Annotated in this window: 16 protein-coding genes; 8 read left to right on the forward strand and 8 right to left on the reverse strand. The window is 56.2% G+C overall.

Going from position 1 to position 17,409, the window contains the following annotated elements; all coding sequences use genetic code 11:
* Position 1: 1 nt before the first annotated feature.
* Both LNA76_RS14250 and LNA76_RS14255 read right to left on the reverse strand, forming a co-directional pair.
* Positions 2–487 (reverse strand): sigma-70 family RNA polymerase sigma factor, encoded by a 486-nt coding sequence (locus LNA76_RS14250; protein WP_230019305.1) that lies wholly within the window; start codon positions 485–487, stop codon positions 2–4.
* 323 nt (positions 488–810) lie between these two features.
* Complete coding sequence (locus LNA76_RS14255) at positions 811–1,128, reverse strand: hypothetical protein (RefSeq protein WP_094197826.1); 318 nt, start codon at positions 1,126–1,128, stop codon at positions 811–813.
* Between the two features lie 489 nt (positions 1,129–1,617).
* Here LNA76_RS14255 and LNA76_RS14260 point away from each other — a divergent pair, with 489 nt between their 5' ends.
* From LNA76_RS14260 to LNA76_RS14285, 6 genes are all read left to right on the forward strand, one after another.
* Complete coding sequence (locus LNA76_RS14260) at positions 1,618–2,424, forward strand: thiazole synthase (RefSeq protein WP_042486634.1); 807 nt, start codon at positions 1,618–1,620, stop codon at positions 2,422–2,424.
* 7 nt (positions 2,425–2,431) lie between these two features.
* Positions 2,432–3,250, forward strand: a complete 819-nt coding sequence (gene thiD, locus LNA76_RS14265; RefSeq protein WP_108728503.1) for a bifunctional hydroxymethylpyrimidine kinase/phosphomethylpyrimidine kinase — start codon at positions 2,432–2,434, stop codon at positions 3,248–3,250.
* A 40-nt stretch (positions 3,251–3,290) separates the two neighbouring features.
* Entirely contained in the window at positions 3,291–3,986 is a 696-nt protein-coding gene (locus LNA76_RS14270; RefSeq protein ID WP_230019306.1) for a 5'-methylthioadenosine/adenosylhomocysteine nucleosidase, read from the forward strand.
* Between the two features lie 1,113 nt (positions 3,987–5,099).
* On the forward strand, positions 5,100–6,791 hold the full coding sequence (gene ltrA, locus LNA76_RS14275; RefSeq protein WP_230019307.1) for a group II intron reverse transcriptase/maturase: 1,692 nt from the start codon (positions 5,100–5,102) through the stop codon (positions 6,789–6,791).
* Positions 6,792–6,967: 176 nt separating this feature from the next.
* Entirely contained in the window at positions 6,968–7,648 is a 681-nt protein-coding gene (locus LNA76_RS14280) for a protein-L-isoaspartate O-methyltransferase family protein (RefSeq protein WP_094197829.1), read from the forward strand.
* A gap of 15 nt (positions 7,649–7,663) precedes the next feature.
* A complete protein-coding gene (locus LNA76_RS14285) occupies positions 7,664–8,986 on the forward strand; it encodes a TolC family outer membrane protein (RefSeq protein ID WP_094197830.1) in 1,323 nt (440 codons plus the stop codon).
* Positions 8,987–9,255: 269 nt separating this feature from the next.
* Here the strand turns inward: LNA76_RS14285 and rfaE2 are convergent, their stop codons facing one another.
* The 6 genes from rfaE2 to ubiE form a co-directional block, all read right to left on the reverse strand.
* Positions 9,256–9,738 carry a D-glycero-beta-D-manno-heptose 1-phosphate adenylyltransferase gene (gene rfaE2, locus LNA76_RS14290; RefSeq protein ID WP_094197831.1) on the reverse strand — a complete coding sequence of 161 codons (483 nt, stop codon included), beginning with the start codon at positions 9,736–9,738 and terminating at the stop codon, positions 9,256–9,258.
* A 1-nt stretch (position 9,739) separates the two neighbouring features.
* Positions 9,740–10,609, reverse strand: coding sequence for a ferritin (locus tag LNA76_RS14295; protein ID WP_094197832.1), 870 nt, complete (start codon positions 10,607–10,609; stop codon positions 9,740–9,742).
* 174 nt (positions 10,610–10,783) lie between these two features.
* Positions 10,784–12,340, reverse strand: coding sequence for a ubiquinone biosynthesis regulatory protein kinase UbiB (ubiB, locus tag LNA76_RS14300; protein ID WP_094197833.1), 1,557 nt, complete (start codon positions 12,338–12,340; stop codon positions 10,784–10,786).
* Positions 12,341–12,342: 2 nt separating this feature from the next.
* Entirely contained in the window at positions 12,343–12,972 is a 630-nt protein-coding gene (locus tag LNA76_RS14305) for a ubiquinone biosynthesis accessory factor UbiJ (protein ID WP_094197834.1), read from the reverse strand.
* 180 nt (positions 12,973–13,152) lie between these two features.
* Positions 13,153–14,145, reverse strand: a complete 993-nt coding sequence (locus tag LNA76_RS14310; protein WP_094197835.1) for a Tim44 domain-containing protein — start codon at positions 14,143–14,145, stop codon at positions 13,153–13,155.
* Between the two features lie 222 nt (positions 14,146–14,367).
* Positions 14,368–15,138, reverse strand: a complete 771-nt coding sequence (ubiE, locus tag LNA76_RS14315) for a bifunctional demethylmenaquinone methyltransferase/2-methoxy-6-polyprenyl-1,4-benzoquinol methylase UbiE (protein ID WP_108728794.1) — start codon at positions 15,136–15,138, stop codon at positions 14,368–14,370.
* Positions 15,139–15,384: 246 nt separating this feature from the next.
* On the opposite strand from ubiE, the gene phoB reads away from it, so the two are divergent.
* Both phoB and phoR read left to right on the forward strand, forming a co-directional pair.
* Entirely contained in the window at positions 15,385–16,095 is a 711-nt protein-coding gene (phoB, locus tag LNA76_RS14320) for a phosphate regulon transcriptional regulator PhoB (RefSeq protein WP_094197836.1), read from the forward strand.
* A gap of 4 nt (positions 16,096–16,099) precedes the next feature.
* Positions 16,100–17,398, forward strand: coding sequence for a phosphate regulon sensor histidine kinase PhoR (gene phoR, locus LNA76_RS14325; RefSeq protein ID WP_125277788.1), 1,299 nt, complete (start codon positions 16,100–16,102; stop codon positions 17,396–17,398).
* Positions 17,399–17,409 lie beyond the last annotated feature (11 nt).

A 17,409-nucleotide genomic window follows, 5' to 3' on the forward strand; every position in this document is an offset into this window, starting at 1 on the left:
TTCAAGCTGGAATCAAGGTCTGAACATGGAGCAAAGCCTGCACCAGATCATTGCGCACGGTGCGCTCACTGACACCCAAGCGCTTGGCCACCGTGGATTGCGTTTCCCCGTCCAGATAGCAGCTCAGGAACACCATGCGAGCCCGCGCGGGCAACTCATCCAGAGCCTGGGCCAACAAGGCCAGCACTTCCAGCGTGTGGGCGCACTGCTCGGCCGAGGGTGCTTGCGCCCCTTGGGCCAAGGTCGCCTCCAAGGCCTCCAGATAAGCTTGTTCGACAGCCATGCGTCGGCTGCGATCAATTAGCAGCCTTCTGGCCGTGGTCGCCAGAAACGCACGGGGGTGGCGTAAATGATGAACGGCACAGGGGGCCAGCAGCAAACGCACAAACGTGTCCTGAACCAGATCTTCTGCCGTAAAGCTGCAATGCAGACGCGCGCGCAACCACCGCAGCAACCAGCCACGGTGATCCTGATAGAAATCTCCCATCCCGATGGGTGCTGACGGATAGTCCATAGACCCTGAATACACTAATCAATAATCATTCTCATTCCAAAATTATGACATGAAAAGACAAAGATTCTGACGGCGAAGGCCGCAAGCGTCGTCTGGCCACGACAGATCACCACTAAAACAGCTAACCACCCTGCAAGGGTCATCTAAAACAAACAGGGAGCGGATGCGGGCTGAAATCAAGAAAACGGACATAGCCAAAAAGGCCACGCCCGCCCACGGGTCAACACAGAGAAGCTTGCAGCGGCGCGGATCACTCCCCAAACTTCAGGGGCATCTACGACGCTGCAAAACAACCCTTACATCACAAAGGACGGCAGGGTCAGCACAGCGTGAGTGGGTTGGCAGCGCAAGCCTTCCACATCGTTCAGACGGGCTTTGGCACGACGGGACAGATGCTTGAGGACCTGGCTGCGCTCTACAGCAGGCAGTGTGGACAGTGCGTTTTCAATGGTGCGACCGGACAGGTCGTTAAGAGCATAGGCAAACTCGCGCGCACCATGAGTTTGCAACAGCTCCAGCAGGTAGCCCTGGCGCTGGCGGGATGCAGCCAGGCGCAGAGCGTCTTGCAGCGCATTATTGTGTGGAGTAGAACGGAACAGGTTGAGGCGGAACATAGCATTCTCCTTCGGACACGAGGGCCCAGAAAGAGTGCTCACCTCATCAGAGGGGCCCGCTTTGTGGTCCAGCGTCCAATTGACTGGTCATTAAGAAGGTTTGCCCTTTACAGGAACAAAGCCATATAGAAGGATCAGGGTCCATTTACTTTTAAACGTGAGTAGTTAAAAAAAGGGCAACGGTTTTTGCACCAACGATATTTTCGCACCTGACCCAAGGCTTGTCTGTCAGGCATTGGCACACTTTCCATCACCTTGTGGACATCAAATTTATACTTAGGGATATGTGATTTTGCAGGGCACCCACAAGCCCCCGACTGAAGAGGCTTTACTGCCTGCTGCTCACGCGCCCTTCCCCCCGAACACCAGCAAGCTTATATAAGGGTTTTCCTGCGAGTACCGGCCAAATGGATTATTCTTGCAGTGTTTGCCCAGCAAAAATCACTTATCTCTCCGTCACCAAAGACGGATGCGCAACAAAGCACCACCATGACCCAAACAGTGAACAACGACCCCTTTATCCTGGCCGGAACCAGCTACCAATCCCGGCTGTTGGTAGGCACCGGTAAATACAAAGATTTTGATGAAACTCGTCTGGCTATTGAAGCCAGCGGCGCTGAAATTGTGACCGTGGCCATTCGCCGCACCAATATCGGCCAGAACGCCAACGAGCCCAATCTGCTCGATTACCTGCCCCCTTCCAAATACACCCTGCTGCCCAACACTGCGGGTTGCTACACCGCCGATGACGCCGTGCGGACCTTGCGTCTGGCCCGCGAACTGCTGGACGGTCACAAGCTGGTCAAACTGGAAGTGCTGGGCGACTCCGGCAATCTGTTCCCCAATATGCCCGAAACCCTGAAAGCCGCCAAAACCCTGGTGGATGAAGGTTTTGATGTGATGGTGTATTGCGCTGATGATCCTATCCAGGCCCGTATGCTGGAAGATATTGGCTGTGTGGCCATCATGCCTTTGGCCTCCCTGATCGGTTCGGGCATGGGCATTATCAACCCCTGGAACTTGCGCCTGATCATCGATCAGAGCAAGGTGCCGGTGCTGGTGGATGCCGGTGTCGGTACGGCCTCGGATGCCGCTATTGCCATGGAGCTGGGCTGTGATGGTGTCCTGATGAACACCGCCATTGCCGGTGCCCGTCAGCCTGTTATGATGGCCAGTGCCATGAACCTGGCAGTACAAGCCGGTCGCCAGGCGTATCTGGCTGGCCGTGTACCCCGCAAATACTACGATGCCGACCCCAGCTCCCCTACCGAAGGGCTGATTCACTCCCGTACCTGATCGAGACATGATTCCCAATACGCTGACCATTGCCGGAGTTGACCCCTCCGGCGGCGCCGGTATTCTGGCTGATGTCAAAGCCATGAGCGCCCTGGGTGCTTATGCCACCGCTGTCATTGCCGCTTTGACGGCACAAAATACCCAAGGGGTCACCGGCATCAGCCCCGTTCCTGCCGACTTTGTGCGCCAGCAGATTGATACGCTGTTTGCCGACGTGCGCATTGATGGCGTCAAGATAGGCATGTTGGGCCAGGAGGCTGTCACCACCGTGGTGGCCGAACGCATGGCTCACTTCAAACCCAAGCATCTGGTGCTGGACCCGGTGATGATCGCCAAAAGCGGCGACCATTTGCTGGAAAAGTCGGCTGTCCATGCCTTGCGCGAGCAACTGGTGCCCCAGTGCACCATGATCACGCCCAATCTGCCCGAAGCCGGTGTTCTGCTGGACGCCCGCCCGGTAGAAACCGTCAAGGAAATGCGTCAGGCCGCCGAGCGCCTGCGTCGCCTGATGAGTCACAGCGATCAGCGCTGGGTATTCCTGAAAGGGGGCCACCTGCCCGGTTCGGACTGCATAGACCTGCTGCACGATGGCGACAAGATGATCGAAATGCCCGCCAAGCGTATTGATACGGCCAATACACACGGTACCGGCTGTACCTTGTCAGCTGCGCTAGCCGCCCTGCTGCCCCAATACAGCAATGTGCCTGACGCCGCCCTGGCTGCCAAAAAGTACTTGTACGAAGCCATTGCCCGCTCGGGTGAACTAACCGTGGGCAACGGACACGGTCCGGTGCATCACTTCCATAAACTGTGGCCATCTTCCTGATACGTGCCGTTTGATCGGGTCGCTTGAAGGCCCCTGTCTTATGCCTACACTTGGAATTATTGTCGCCATGCGCGAAGAGCTGGAGATTGTGCTGGAACGCTTGCAAGAGCCCCAGACCCTCCAGCGTGCCGGCATGGACTTTCATCACGGCAGCTATCTGGGTAAACCTGTGGTGGCCGTAGTCTGCGGCGTGGGCAAGGTCAATGCCGCCGCTTGCACCCAGATGCTGATCTCGGAATTTGCCGTGGGCAGCATCATCAATATCGGTATTGCCGGTGCGGTTGAGCCCAGCATCCGGCCAGGCGACATCGTCATTGCCGATACGCTGGTCCAGCACGATGTGGAGCTCAAAGCCCTGGGTCTGGCGCCAGGACAGGTTTTCCGTCTGGATACCTTTGATTTTCCGACAGACCCCGCCTTACTGGCCATTGCCCAAACTGCCGCCCAGCAAATTGAAGGGCATCAGGTCCACACGGGCCGAATTGTTACCGGCGACCAATTTATCGCATGTAACGATAAAATACAGTGGTTAAGCGCCACCTTTAATGCCTTAGCCTGCGAAATGGAAAGTGGCGCCATTGCCCAGGTGTGCTATCTGAATACCGTGCCTTTTGTCTGCATACGCAGCATTTCAGACAATGCCAACAACGACGCACACATGGACTTTGACACCTTCTTGCCCATTGCCGTCAACAACGCCAGCACCTTGCTTCACGCGATGGTGCCGTCCTGCTAAGCCCGACTGCGCCTCTTTATCGATGCGCTGGCTTATAATCGGCTCTTTGGTGCGACACGTAGATGTCGCTTCTGCGTCGGTTCAACCCTTGAGAACCGAACGACCTACTCCCCCAAGGAGTGGGTTCAGGGTATTACTTCACTGCTATCAGTCGGCGCACCCCGGTGCCTGACACAAGTCAACGACCCAGCCTTGTCTGGCGTCTCAAACGACAGAAACACTTCTACAGAAGAGACTCTGCCTTACGGCGACGTTTATCAAACGCTCGTCCGTATTCTTACGCCCCCTAGACTGCCCAACAGGGTAACTAGACACTCCAAACCCGAGTAATCCATACGGCATCCTTGCGATACCGAATGGAATTCTTTGTGTGCGTAAAACTAGCTGACTTGGATAACGTGAAACCGCAGAGCGCAAGCTCTGATCTGCCTTGTTATGCCTTCTGAAAGGAAGTGCCATAACCGTGTGTACGACCACACGTAGCCTACGGTGACGTGCTCGACCAGCAATGGGCGGGTGCGAAGCTCACCAGACAACGTACCCCCGCGTAAGCGGCACTTCTGACCTGTGAGGGTCAGGGTGGACACTGCCAGCAGAAAGGCGGTTAAGGGGCTAGGCTAGTTCCGCATGGGCAACGTAATGTGAATCATCGTTGGAACCTGGGTAACGATTGAATGGCTAAATCTGCTGACAAGCCATAACCAAAAGGTGTGCTGCTGGCTGTGGAAGTCAAAGATTCCCACACGTCGTCAATAAAGCAGTCCCAGGAGAGATGAGCCCTAAACGGAGAGTCCGACTGCGATGTAAATCGTAATCAGTCGGTAGATCAGGGAACGTGGTAAGCCCCACTATCCGCCAAGGTGTGTAAACACCTTTGGCAGGCAAACCGCAAGGAGAGCTGTTGGATGAGGGGGTATGGGAAAGTGGAAAAAGCGAATGGCCGCCTGTAATGGGTGGCATAGGGCTCTGCTCCGGTGCGAAAGCACGCCCACTTCCACTAGGTGCAACCGTCGCAAGACGACTGCAAACGTTCAAACCACCCCGAGGGGATGTACACCATCCCTTCGGGGACGTTGTGCGTCCTTTTAACGGGATAACCGGAAAGAGGAAAGCATGAGAAAGACCACTCCCCGTGGTTCTGCGTCCTCACACGAGCCGCAAGACTGGCACGCCATTGACTGGCGTCGAGTCGAGCAATTCGTGCGAACAACGCAGCAACGTATCGCGAAGGCGACGCGGGATAATGATGGGCGCAGGGTCAAGGCCCTGCAACGCTCTTTAACCCACTCGTTTTCCGCCAGAGCCTTGGCGGTAAGACGGGTTACTGAAAACCAAGGCAAGCGAACGGCCGGTGTCGATCGTCAGCTTTGGGAAACTCCTGCCCTGAAACGGGCGGCGATAAGCAGGTTAAGGCAGCAAAGAGGCTATAAGCCTCTTCCCTTGCGGCGGGTCTATATCCCCAAAGCGAACGGTAAAGAACGCCCCTTGGGCATTCCCACGCTGTTCGACCGGGCGATGCAGGCTTTGCATTTGCTGGGGCTTGAACCCGTGGCAGAAACCACGAGCGACCCGAACAGCTACGGCTTTCGGAAACAACGCTCAACGGCGGATGCAATGGGACAGATATTTGTCTGCACATCCAAAAAGGCTTCGGCCCAATGGGTATTGGAGGCGGATATTCAAGGCTGTTTTGACCACATTAACCACCAATGGCTGGTTGACCATGTTCCCATGAACAAGGTCGTCCTGCGCAAGTGGTTGAAAGCCGGGGTTGTCCACAAGGGCCGCCTCTCGCCAACCGAAGAAGGGACGCCGCAAGGCGGAATCATCTCGCCCACGTTGGCAAATGTGTGTTTAAACGGGCTCGAATCAGACCTGAAAGCGTACCTCGGTGCGCAATATGGAAAGACGAAAGCCACGAAGCTGAAAGTCAATGTGATCCGGTACGCCGACGATTTTGTGATCACCGGCAATTCGAAAGAATTGCTGGAGGCTGAAATCAGGCCGTGGATAGAAGCCTTCCTTGCACAACGAGGACTGCGACTATCGCCGGAAAAGACGAAAGTCGTACACATAGACGAAGGCTTTGACTTTCTGGGATGGAACTTTCGCAAGTACAAAGGAAAGTTGCTCATCAAGCCCAGCAAGAAGAACGTGCAAGCGTTCTACCGTAAGGTCAGAGAGATCGTAAAAACGCACTTGATGGTGAAACAGGAGGATCTCATTGCCAAGCTCAACCCCGTTTTACGGGGCTGGGCGCAGTACCACCAACCGGTGGTGGCGAAAGAAACCTTTAGTCGGATGGATAATCTGATCTACTGGCGCCTCGTGCGCTGGACGAGACGACGACATCCGAATAAGTCTCGACCCTGGTGCCACCGCCGTTACTGGCAAAGCATCGCAGGTCGGAACGAGTTTGCTGCAACAATATGGACAGAAGAAGGCTCCTTCCCGATCACCCTGTTGAGGCTCGCTGATACAGAGATCGTGAGGCACGAGAAGATCAAGGGAGAGTACAACCCGTTTGATTCATCGTGGGAGGTCTATGGTGAACAGTTAAGGACGAAGCGACTGCTTAAACGCATCGCCTATCGAACCGAGACTGCAAAACTATATGTGTCCCAAGCAGGGCGCTGCGCCTTGTGCGGGGAACCTCTGGACTACGAGAGCGGATGGCATGACCACCACCTGGTTTATCGGATGGATGGTGGGTCAGACGCCCTCTCGAACCGAGTGCTTCTGCATCCGGTCTGTCACATACGGGTGCATACCCTTGGTTTGCAGGTAGCGAAACCGGCCCGATAAGGGCTTCGAATCCAGACGGAAAAGGTGATCAGAGATATAATCTGAAAATCCTTTTTCTGCTGGACGTGTTGTGCTTGAGCCGGATGCGGTGAAAGTCGCAAGTCCGGTTCTTAGGGGGGGATGATCCAGCAATGGATCGTTCCTACCCTACCCAAGCCTTTAGTTTTCTGGAAGCTATGAACCATATTGCGCTGTCTGAACTCGAACGTGCCCGTTACTACATGGTGGAACAACAGATCCGTCCCTGGAACGTATCCGACGAAAACGTGCTGCAAGCATTGGTCGAGGTCCAGCGCGAACGCTTTGTTCCCTCGTCTTTGCGCTCTTCGGCCTTTTCGGACACCGAACTGCCACTGATCATCAATGCCGTGGACACGCACGAGACCATGCTCTCGCCCAAAGTGGAAGCCCGTCTGGCTCAAGAGCTGCTTTTGCAGTCTAGCGACGGTGTGCTGGAAATTGGTACCGGCTCGGGCTATCAGGCCGCTTTGCTGGCTCACCTGTCCCAACAAGTCACCTCCGTCGAAATTGACAGCAAACTGGCCGCTTTTGCCCAGGAAAACCTGCAGCGCAACAATGTACGCAACGTCAAGGTTGAAGTGGGCGATGCACATGCCGGCTGGGGCACCACCGAGTACGACGCCATTTTGGTCACCGGCTCCGTGCCCACCATTCCTGATGCCTTGAAGTACCAGCTCTGTATCGGGGGCCGTCTGGTGGTGGTGGTCGGTCAAAACCCGGTTATGACAGCCGTGCGTATTACTCGCACCAGCGCCGCCAGCTTCGATACCACACCGCTGTTCGACACCTGGATCAAACCTTTGCGCGGCACGGCCGTTTCACAATTCCGCTTTTAAGTGCCTATGCGGTTCATGACCTCCTTGCGCCTGACGCTGCTCTGCCTGCTTGCCTTAAGCAGCACGGCCCAGTCGCAAGATCTGCTGCAAGCCTGGAATCAGGCCCTGGCTCGTGAACCGCAATTTGGCGCGGCTCAGGCGGCACATCAAGCCGACCAAGAACAAGTGCCACAGAGTCGGGCTCAATTGTTGCCACAGATCAGCGCCATCGGCACAGCCGAACTGCAAGAGCGCCGCCAAACCAGCAAGCTGTCCAATCAACACTCCAGCGACCGAGCCGCCTGGGCACTCACACTGAGCCAACCGGTTTACAACCGCAACGCCTGGGCTCGTTACGAACGCGCTCAGTTATTGGCGCAGGGTGCCGATATTCAACTGGCGCTGGATCGACAAGACTTGATGCTACGCGTCAGCCAACGCTATTTTGATGTGCTGGCAGCACAAGATGCGCTATCTACCTTGAAAGCCCAGCAAGCTGCCATTGACGAGCAATTGCGCGCCGCTGACCAGAATTTTCAACTGGGCGGCACCACGATTACCGATACCTACGAAGCCAAATCGCGTCTGGATCTGACACGAGCCAGCGTCTTGCAAGCGGAAAATGCCCTGCAAGTGGCTCAGGACAAGCTGGCGGCGCTGACGCTGGAGCGTTATGAAACACTGGCTCGCCTACGTGAGCCTTTGCGTCTGCCCGCCCCACAACCTGCAAATCTACAAGACTGGTTGGATCAGTCCAGCCAATCCGGTTTAAGTGTGGCACTGGCCGATATCAAGGCACGTGCCGCCCAAGAGCAGTTGAAAAGCACCCAGGCCCTGCACGAACCTACCCTGGCCTTGAAAGCCCAGACCGGCAGCGGCAGCGACCAGACCCTGTTTGGCCAAGCTGGCGGTGGCCCACGTTCTCTGAACAGCGCCGTCGGTCTGGAGCTAAGTATCCCCATTTTCCGAGGCGGCGAAACCAGCTCTCAAGTCCGTGAACAAAGCTCGCGCCTGCAACAGGCCCGCTACGATCACCAGTTCGCCATTGAGCAGTCCATCCAGCAGACGCGCCAGTACTTCTCCGGCGTCACCTCGGGTCTGGTCCGTGTGCAGGCACTGGAAGCGGCCACCAAGTCCAGCCAAGACGCTCTGGAGGCCAACAAGCTGGCTTACGAGGTCGGTGTGCGTGTGAATATCGATGTGCTCAATGCCCAGCAGCAGCTTTACGAAGCACAGCGCAGTCTGGCCCAAGCCCGTTATGACGTTCTGATGAACAGCCTGCGCTTGAAAGCAGCCAGCGGCACGCTGAACGAAAACGACCTGCGGGCCGTGAACGATCTGCTACAACCGGCGTCCTGAAGCGACCCAGGCAAGACTGCAGCAAAGCTGCTCCCATTGAATCCTTGAGATTCTGAAAGCCCGAGATATACACGTCGCGCTCTTTGCTCACAGCAGCAATGTCAGATCCATCAGCAGCGCCATCCAAACGCAAACGAAACAACGCCAAGCCCTGCGCGGACAACTTCAGTGCTCATGTCCTTGTCTTTGTGTACAAGACACGATGCCTGGATCAAACAGACAAAAAAATCCCGGACTATGCCGGGATTCAATCCTTCAATACCGCTTGTTTAGTCACGCAGCTTTTTAACCAGGGCCGTGGTCGAGCGCTGAAACTCAAAAGGAATGGCGACCGCATCGCCTCCCCAGCTACGCACTAAAGCCGTTTCTGGCAAGGCTTCCATATCGTAGTCACCGCCCTTGACGATCAGGTCCGGGCGCAGTGCCGCGATCAAGGCTTCGGGTGTGTCTTCGTCAAACAAAACCACCGCATCCACACAAGCCAGCGCAGCCAGCAAAGCGGCACGATCCTGTTCAGGGTTGATGGGGCGCTCCGGCCCCTTGTTCAAACGTCGCACCGAGGCGTCAGTATTCACACCGACAATCAGCGAAGCACCCAATTGGGCCGCTTCGTCCAGGTAGCTGACATGCCCACGGTGCAGGATATCAAACACACCGTTGGTAAAGACCAGCGGGCGCGCCAGGCGCCCCTGTTCCATAGCCTCACGCAAGGCATCCAGACCCAGCACCTTAGCCTCGAAACGTACGCTCATATCAAGCCTGAACCAGAGTCGAGTCCGAGCCGACCTGGCGTGCCAGATCCTTGCGGTAGCGGTTCAACTCCTGCACGGTTTCAAAGGAGCTACCCATCAACAGCGACATATTGTGCAAGATGCGCGAGCTAACCTTGTGCTCCCATTCCTTGTCGAAGCGAATCTGCGTATCCAGCCAGGTTTCCAGCCAACCGGGCGATGGCAGCTTGGACTGCACCGTATCGTCCGGGAACATCGCTTTGTTCACATGCAAGTTGGTGGGGTGCAACGCTTGAGCGGTACGATGCGCCGAGGCCATCAGAACACCGATCTTGGAGAAAGCCAGACGGGCTTGCAGGCCAAATTCCTGACCCTTATGCACCAGAGCACGCTTCATGTAGCGCAGGTAAGCACCGGCGTGACGGGCCTCGTCCTGAGCCACAATCTTGTAGATGGCCTTGATCACAGGCTCAGTGTGCCAGTCGGCGGCACGACGGTACCAGTGATTCAGGCGCACTTCGCCGCAAAAGTGCAGCATCAGCGTTTCCATGGCTGGGGCCGGATCAAAGTCAAAGCGCACTTTATGCAGCTCTTCTTCGGTGGGCATCAGCTCGGGGCGGAAACGGCGCAGGTATTCGATCAAAACCAGCGAGTGCTTTTGTTCCTCGAAGAACCACACGGACATAAAGGCGCAAAAGTCGCTGTCATCTTTATTGTCACGCAGGAACATTTCGGTAGCAGGCAAGGCAGCCCACTCGGTAATGGCGTTCATTTTGATGGTGTAGGCCTGCTCGTCTGTGAGCTTGCTGCCATCAAAGTCATCCCACGGTATGTCATGCGCGAAATTCCAGCGCACCGCTTCCATGGATTTAAATAAGTCATGGTAAAGCATAACGATTCCTAAAAAGAATCAAGCGGTTCCTTGAGGGCGGCCATTTACCGTCCGGAAGGCGCCGGAAAGCGCCAGCTTAACAATCAGCTGGCGGACCTGCGTCTATCGTAGAACCTGCAGTTATCAGAAATATGTCAGCCACAAAAAAACTGACGCGTTGCGGAGAGATCACACTTATCGCCCCACCAAAGCCCAGATGGCCACACCGACCGCAAGCGCCAATACCGCACACAAGGCCGTCAGCAATCGGTTGGTCTGCTGCTGCGACTGGCGCAACAGCTTAAGTTCCTGGTTCAACGCCTGCCCTGTCTCCGGTCTATTCAAGCTGGAATAAACCAGACGCGGAAGCTGCGGCATGATCTGGGCCCACTGCCCGGCTTCCTGTTTCAAACGCGAGTAAAAGCCCGATGGACCAATACGCTGGTACATCCACTTTTCCAGATACGGTTTGGCGGTATCCCACAGATCCAGTTCCGGATCCAGGTCCCGCCCCATCCCTTCCACATTCAGAAGGGTTTTCTGCAGCAGCACCAGCTGCGGCTGAATTTCTACATTGAACCGGCGCGACGTCTGGAACAGGCGTAACAGCACTTGCCCCAGGGAGATCTCGGACAAGGGCCGGTCAAAATACGGCTCACATACCGCGCGCACCGAACCTTCCAGCTCCTCTTCGCGAGTTTCAGGTGGCACCCAGCCGGACTCAATATGCAATTGAGCGACCCGACGATAATCGCGCCGGAAGAAAGCCAAAAAGTTTTGCGCCAGATAGTTCTTGTCGAACTCGGACAGCGAACCCACGATGCCAAAGTCCAGGGCAATGTAACGGCCCAACGATTCCGGTGCGTCCGAGACGTAAATATTACCTGGGTGCATGTCGGCATGGAAAAAACCGTCGGTAAACACCTGGGTGAAGAAAATCTCCACCCCTTTACGAGCCAGGTCTTTCAAGTCCACATTGGCGGCGCGCAAGCGGTCAATCTGGTTGACCGGGATGCCCTTCATACGGTCCATGGTGAACACAGTCGAGGCGCAATAATCCCAATGCACTTCGGGCACGATCAGCAACTCAGTCCGCTCTACATCTTTGGTGAAATTGCGGCGCAACTGACTGCAATTGGAGGCTTCACGGATCAGATCCAGCTCGTCATTCAAGTACTTGTCGAACTCGGCCACCACCTCACGCGGTTTCAGGCGACGGGCATCAGGGCCCAGGCGTTCCATAAACCCGGCCAGCACACGCATCAAGCGCAGATCTTTGTGGATGACCTCGCGCATACCAGGACGCAATACCTTGACGGCCACTTCGCGGCCATCGTGCAGCTCGGCAAAGTGAACCTGAGCAATCGACGCCGAGGCGATGGGCTCACGATCAAACTTCTTGAACAGCTCATAAGGCGACGCACCCAAGGCCTTCAGAATCGTGGCCTCGGCCACCTCGGAGGGAAAGGGAGGCACACGATCTTGCAACAAAGCCAGTTGCTCGGCGATATCCAGCGGAATCAGATCCCGGCGGGTAGAGAGCACCTGACCGAACTTGACGAAGATAGGCCCCAAGCTTTCCAGGGCCAAACGCAAGCGCACACCGCGCGGCAGCTTGGGTTTGCGACCCAGGCGCACAACGCGCAACAACCGGTAAGCCCAGGGATGGCGGATACTCGACAGCACCAGCTCGTCCAGGCGATAACGGAATACAACCAGCAAAATGGTCAGCAAACGGCACAAGGAGAACATGCTCAGGACTCCCGCCGACGCGTATCAAGACGATTCAAACGCTGGTCCAATTTGTCCAGGCGCTGAGTCAAAACGGCTGATTGCTCGCGCAGCCGGTCAAGCTCGGGACGCGTCACCAGCAAGCCACTTTCTTCAGTCAGGTATTCGCTGGCATTGCCGGCCAGACGCTGGCCCAGATCCCGCAAGCCGGTAAACGCCCGGCGCGCACCGCTAAACAGACGCACTGCCATGACATCACCAACAATTTGGGCCAGATCGTGCTCGGCATCCCAACGCAGATTAGCGGCCAGGTCCGACACCAGATTGGCCAGACCGGCTTCACCTTGCACATGCATTAACTGCGTCACTCGGCTGAAATCGCCGTCTTGCAGGATTTGAGGCAATTCGGGCAGCTTGTTCTGAGGAAGAGTCAGCGTGACATCGGGCACCACGGCAGGATGGCCCTGCTCCAGCTTTCCCTGAGAACTGATGGTGTAGACCAGTTGCAAACGGCCCACAATCAGCGAGACGGTTTTACCTGCATAGCTGCGCAAACGCTCACGCGCCCAATCCTCGCGATCAAGCAAGGCGTTCAGCAAACGCACGCCCACGGCGCCAGGTTCTAGGAATGAAGGGATACCAAGCATGTCCATGCAAGTCTACTGCCGCAGCGAGTAAACCAGTCCAATTAAAACAGCCAGTTTAACCCGACACAGACACGGCCGGATGTACAGGACGACAGGAACACGGGCAAAGGGAATCACAGAGAAGCGAGAGCGCTCATAACAGAACAGCCGCCTGGATTAGAAGGCGGCTGTTTGTATAGACAAAGATCAAGCGTTGGGGTCAACCGGGATCTGCTGAATACCAGCCAGCAGCCAGCCTGCGCCATCGGCCTTGAACAGATTCCAGACTTCCTCAAAGCGGAAGGCTTCGGCACCCGCCTCTTCGCGCAACATACCGGAGTAGCGCACGCTGGCCAGATGGCCGTCGGCCACTTTCTCGATGCCCAGCAGCTCGGCATTGAGCAGGACCACTTGGGTCACGTTCTCGCCCTGGCGCTGAGCAATCTGAGGAGAGGCTTCTTTGAGCAAATCGTCGGTCAGGAAGGCACGCAGTTGTTCCACATCACCCTTGTCCCACAGTTTCTGGATTTCCACGAACTGCGTCTTGGCATTGGCCAGGAAGGTCGGTGTGTCGAAATCACCGGGAATGAACCAGCTTTCGTCTACTGGAGGTGCGGGAACAGCGGCAGCAGCAGCGGGCTGAGCAGCAGGAGCGGCAGCAGGCGCAGGTGCTGGCGCAGCCTGTGGTTGTTGCCAGGGGCTCGGTGCCGGATCGGCATTACGCATCATGGACTGGCCACCGGCCTGTTGCATGGCAGGGCGAGCAGCCGAGCCACGGAAACGACGCACAATGAACAGAACAGCGAAGATAACCAAACCAATCAGCAAGAGGCTGGACATCATTTCCAGGAAAGCGCCGCCCAGACCCATGCTGGACAGCAAGGCAGCAATACCCAGACCTGCAGCGATACCGGCGATCGGGCCCAGGAAGCGGGACATGCCCGACTTGGCAGCGGTACCCGCTGCGGCCGTACCGGCAGCAGCAGCGCCAGCGGCAGGAGCAGCCGAACGAGTGGCATTATTCGCTGCAGCAGGAGGCGTCGCTGCCGAGCGATTGCTGGTGATATTGGAGGATTGGCGGCCAAAGCTGGATCCACCACCCATGCGACGTGCTTCCGCATCATAAGAAACGGTCAGCAAAGCGCCGGTGCTAAAGGCCAGTACAGCAGCCATGAAGTAACGAGAAAGCCGTCCAGACATAGTCACAAACTCCTGACCAGAACACGCGTTTAAGACACAGAGCTTTAAAGCCCGCGGCCAAGCCATCCCAGTCGAATATTCAAGAAAACTTACGATAAGCTGAACATTAACATGACAAGTTCTCATGCACCATGTTTTTTTTACCGTAAATGACAAGCCAAAAAACGAACGGCACCCAAAGGTGCCGCTATATATATATAGAGAGAGAGGGTAGGCCCGGCCTCAATCCAGGCGGATGCCTTCATGCAGCGCAGCGACACCGGCTGTCAGATTGAAATATTGCACACGCTCCAACCCCACTTCGCGCATCATGTCAGCCAGAGTGTCCTGATCGGGATGCATGCGAATGGATTCAGCCAGATAGCGATAGCTTTCCTCGTCCTTGGCGACGAATTTGCCAATGCGAGGCAGGATATTGAAGGAATACCAGTCATACGGGGCCTGCAAGGGCTTGGCCACACGGGAAAACTCCAGTACCAGCAATTTACCGCCTGGACGCAACACCCGCTTCATTTCAGCCAGTGCGCGATCTTTATGCGTCATATTACGTAAACCAAAGGCCACCGAGACGCGATCAAAATAACCGTCAGGAAAAGGCAGGTGCTCGGCATCACAGACCGCAACAGGTGTGATGATGCCCTTGTCCTGCAAACGGTCACGCCCCACGCGCAGCATGGAGCTATTGATATCGGTATGCCAAACCTCGCCGTCGGCACCTGCCTGGCGCGCAAAGGTCTTGGTCAAATCGCCCGTTCCCGCCGCGATATCCAGCACTTTCATGCCGGGGCGTACAGCCGCTCGACCGATAGTGAAGGCTTTCCAGATACGGTGCAGGCCGCCCGACATCAGATCGTTCATAATGTCGTAATTGTTAGCCACCGAATGAAAGACTTGGGCAACTTTGCCCGCTTTTTCACTTTCAGCGACGGTTTGAAAGCCAAAGTGCGTATCGGCGTGCTGGGCGGTAGGGTGTTGAGGACGCTGTTTTTCCATAATGGCATAATCGTAACGCAGATTTCCCGGTACAGAAACGAAAATCCAGCTCGCTGAGCGCTGCCCTTTTTTACACATTCACAAACCTGAAACATTAACGCCATATGATGGCGTTATTACGTGCAGTCAGGGATTGAAGCGCCCCCTGTGTTTCTCTTGAGTCGCCTGACTACCAGTCGCTCAAGTGCAATACAAACAGCCTGCCTGACCATCTTTTATTTTTATCGGACCAGCCTGAAGCTAACAATGAGTACAAGCATATTAGTCGTGGAAGATGAGCCTGCAATCCAGGAGCTGATCTCTGTCAATCTGTCCTTTGCCGGCCATAAAGTGCTGCGCGCCTTCGATGCCGAACAAGCCCAGATCCTCATTCGCGCCGAGCTGCCTGATTTGATTCTGGTGGACTGGATGCTACCCGGCTCCTCAGGCATTAACCTGGCCCGCAAACTACGCTCGGACGAACGTACCCGTCATATCCCAGTCATCATGCTGACGGCAAAAGGCTCGGAGCAGGACAAGGTCGATGGCCTGGAAGCCGGTGCGGACGATTACATCACCAAGCCCTTTTCGCCCAAAGAACTGATTGCCCGCATCAAGGCTGTGTTGCGCCGCCGCGCACCTCAGCTAACCGATGACGTAATCTCCATTGGCGACCTGCAGTTGGACCCCAGCACGCACCGCTTGTCCAGCCAGGGTATGGCACTGACCATTGGGCCTACCGAGTTTCGCCTGCTGCATTTCTTCATGACGCACACCGAACGTGTCTTCACCCGCTCCCAACTGCTGGATCAGGTCTGGGGCGACCACGTGTTTGTGGAAGAGCGCACAGTAGACGTCCATATCCGTCGTTTGCGCAAGGCGCTGGAGCCTAGCGGACACGACAAACATATTGAAACGATCCGTGGCTCGGGCTATCGTTTTGCCCTTTCTCCTCTGGAAAAGGCCCCAAGCGCCTGATCCCATGTTCAGCATATTTACGTCTATTGTTATCTGGGCCCTGTTGGGCAGCCTGATCGGCTGGTGGCTCGGGCCATTCATCGGTCTGGCCTTGTTTTGCGGCGGCCTGTTAATGCTGATTTTCATCAGCACCTTGCAGTTGTCCCGCGTTGAGCGCTGGACCCGTAACCTGAGTGATCCCCCTCCGCCCGCCATTGGCCCCTGGGACGCCATTCTGGCCCCCATCTATCGCCAGTTGCGCCGTGACCGGCAGGAAATTCAGGAGCTGAATCGCTACGTGGATGGCATCATGATGGCCGCCGAGGCCCTGCCCGACGGTGCCATCACCCTGAACGGGGAAATGGAGCTGCAGTGGTGCAATCAGACCGCCTGTGAGCACATCGGCCTGAATCTGGCCACGGACCGTCATCACAGCATCTTCAATATCTTGCGCGAACCCGAGTTTTCCCGTTACGCCCGCCAACCCCAATGGGACGGCCCATTGTTGCTGCACCTGAGCAAAGACGGACGCGAACGCTCCTTGCTACTGCAATTGACACCCTATGGCCTGGGCCAGTTCCTGATCGTGACCCGCGATGTCACCCAGGTTGAAATGCTGGAGACCACCCGCAAAGACTTTGTGGCCAATGTCTCCCATGAGCTGCGTACCCCCTTGACGGTCCTGCTGGGGTTTCTGGAAACCTTGCAGGACATGCCGGCCGAGAGCCTGCCGTTGGAGCAGCGTCAGCGTTACGAGCAAATGATGCTGGAGCAGACCCGTCACATGCAGTCGATTGTGTCCGACTTGTTAACCTTGTCGACACTGGAATCCTCGCCCACGGTGGAAGGGGAAACCGTGCAGGTCAGCCAATTGATTGAAAGCGCGCTGAAACAAGGCGAGGCCATCTCCGGCGGACAACACAGCTTTGTCACGGACATTGATCCGCGTATTGCCATTCAGGGCATGGAAACCGAATTAAGCTCGGCCGTCTCCAACCTGATTACCAATGCAGTGCGCTATACCCCCAAGGACGGCACCATCACTGTGCGTTGGTATTTGAATGACAGCGGCGAGGCCTGTTATTCCGTCCAGGACACGGGTATCGGCATTGCTGCCCAGGACATTCCCCGCCTGACCGAGCGCTTTTACCGCGTGGACAAGGGCCGTTCGCGCTCCACAGGCGGCACGGGCCTGGGCCTGGCCATTACCAAACACATCATCGTGCGACATAATGCCGAACTGCAAATTCAAAGCCGTCTGGGAGTAGGCAGCGTGTTTATGTTGCGTTTCCCCAAGAGTCGGGTTCGACTGCAGGACTGCTAGAACATGTGGGG

Source organism: Alcaligenes sp. MMA (genome assembly GCF_020907215.1).
GTDB lineage: Bacteria > Pseudomonadota > Gammaproteobacteria > Burkholderiales > Burkholderiaceae_B > Alcaligenes > Alcaligenes aquatilis.

What these genes read in the sequence shown, in the direction of transcription:
- LNA76_RS14250 (WP_230019305.1), bottom strand. Translation starts at nt 487, where the DNA reads ATGGGAGATTTCTATCAGGATCACCGTGGCTGGTTGCTGCGGTGGTTG.
- LNA76_RS14255 (WP_094197826.1), bottom strand. Translation starts at nt 1,128, where the DNA reads ATGTTCCGCCTCAACCTGTTCCGTTCTACTCCACACAATAATGCGCTG.
- LNA76_RS14260 (WP_042486634.1), top strand. Translation starts at nt 1,618, where the DNA reads ATGACCCAAACAGTGAACAACGACCCCTTTATCCTGGCCGGAACCAGC.
- thiD (WP_108728503.1), top strand. Translation starts at nt 2,432, where the DNA reads ATGATTCCCAATACGCTGACCATTGCCGGAGTTGACCCCTCCGGCGGC.
- LNA76_RS14270 (WP_230019306.1), top strand. Translation starts at nt 3,291, where the DNA reads ATGCCTACACTTGGAATTATTGTCGCCATGCGCGAAGAGCTGGAGATT.
- ltrA (WP_230019307.1), top strand. Translation starts at nt 5,100, where the DNA reads ATGAGAAAGACCACTCCCCGTGGTTCTGCGTCCTCACACGAGCCGCAA.
- LNA76_RS14280 (WP_094197829.1), top strand. Translation starts at nt 6,968, where the DNA reads ATGAACCATATTGCGCTGTCTGAACTCGAACGTGCCCGTTACTACATG.
- LNA76_RS14285 (WP_094197830.1), top strand. Translation starts at nt 7,664, where the DNA reads ATGACCTCCTTGCGCCTGACGCTGCTCTGCCTGCTTGCCTTAAGCAGC.
- rfaE2 (WP_094197831.1), bottom strand. Translation starts at nt 9,738, where the DNA reads ATGAGCGTACGTTTCGAGGCTAAGGTGCTGGGTCTGGATGCCTTGCGT.
- LNA76_RS14295 (WP_094197832.1), bottom strand. Translation starts at nt 10,609, where the DNA reads ATGCTTTACCATGACTTATTTAAATCCATGGAAGCGGTGCGCTGGAAT.
- ubiB (WP_094197833.1), bottom strand. Translation starts at nt 12,340, where the DNA reads ATGTTCTCCTTGTGCCGTTTGCTGACCATTTTGCTGGTTGTATTCCGT.
- LNA76_RS14305 (WP_094197834.1), bottom strand. Translation starts at nt 12,972, where the DNA reads ATGGACATGCTTGGTATCCCTTCATTCCTAGAACCTGGCGCCGTGGGC.
- LNA76_RS14310 (WP_094197835.1), bottom strand. Translation starts at nt 14,145, where the DNA reads ATGTCTGGACGGCTTTCTCGTTACTTCATGGCTGCTGTACTGGCCTTT.
- ubiE (WP_108728794.1), bottom strand. Translation starts at nt 15,138, where the DNA reads ATGGAAAAACAGCGTCCTCAACACCCTACCGCCCAGCACGCCGATACG.
- phoB (WP_094197836.1), top strand. Translation starts at nt 15,385, where the DNA reads ATGAGTACAAGCATATTAGTCGTGGAAGATGAGCCTGCAATCCAGGAG.
- phoR (WP_125277788.1), top strand. Translation starts at nt 16,100, where the DNA reads ATGTTCAGCATATTTACGTCTATTGTTATCTGGGCCCTGTTGGGCAGC.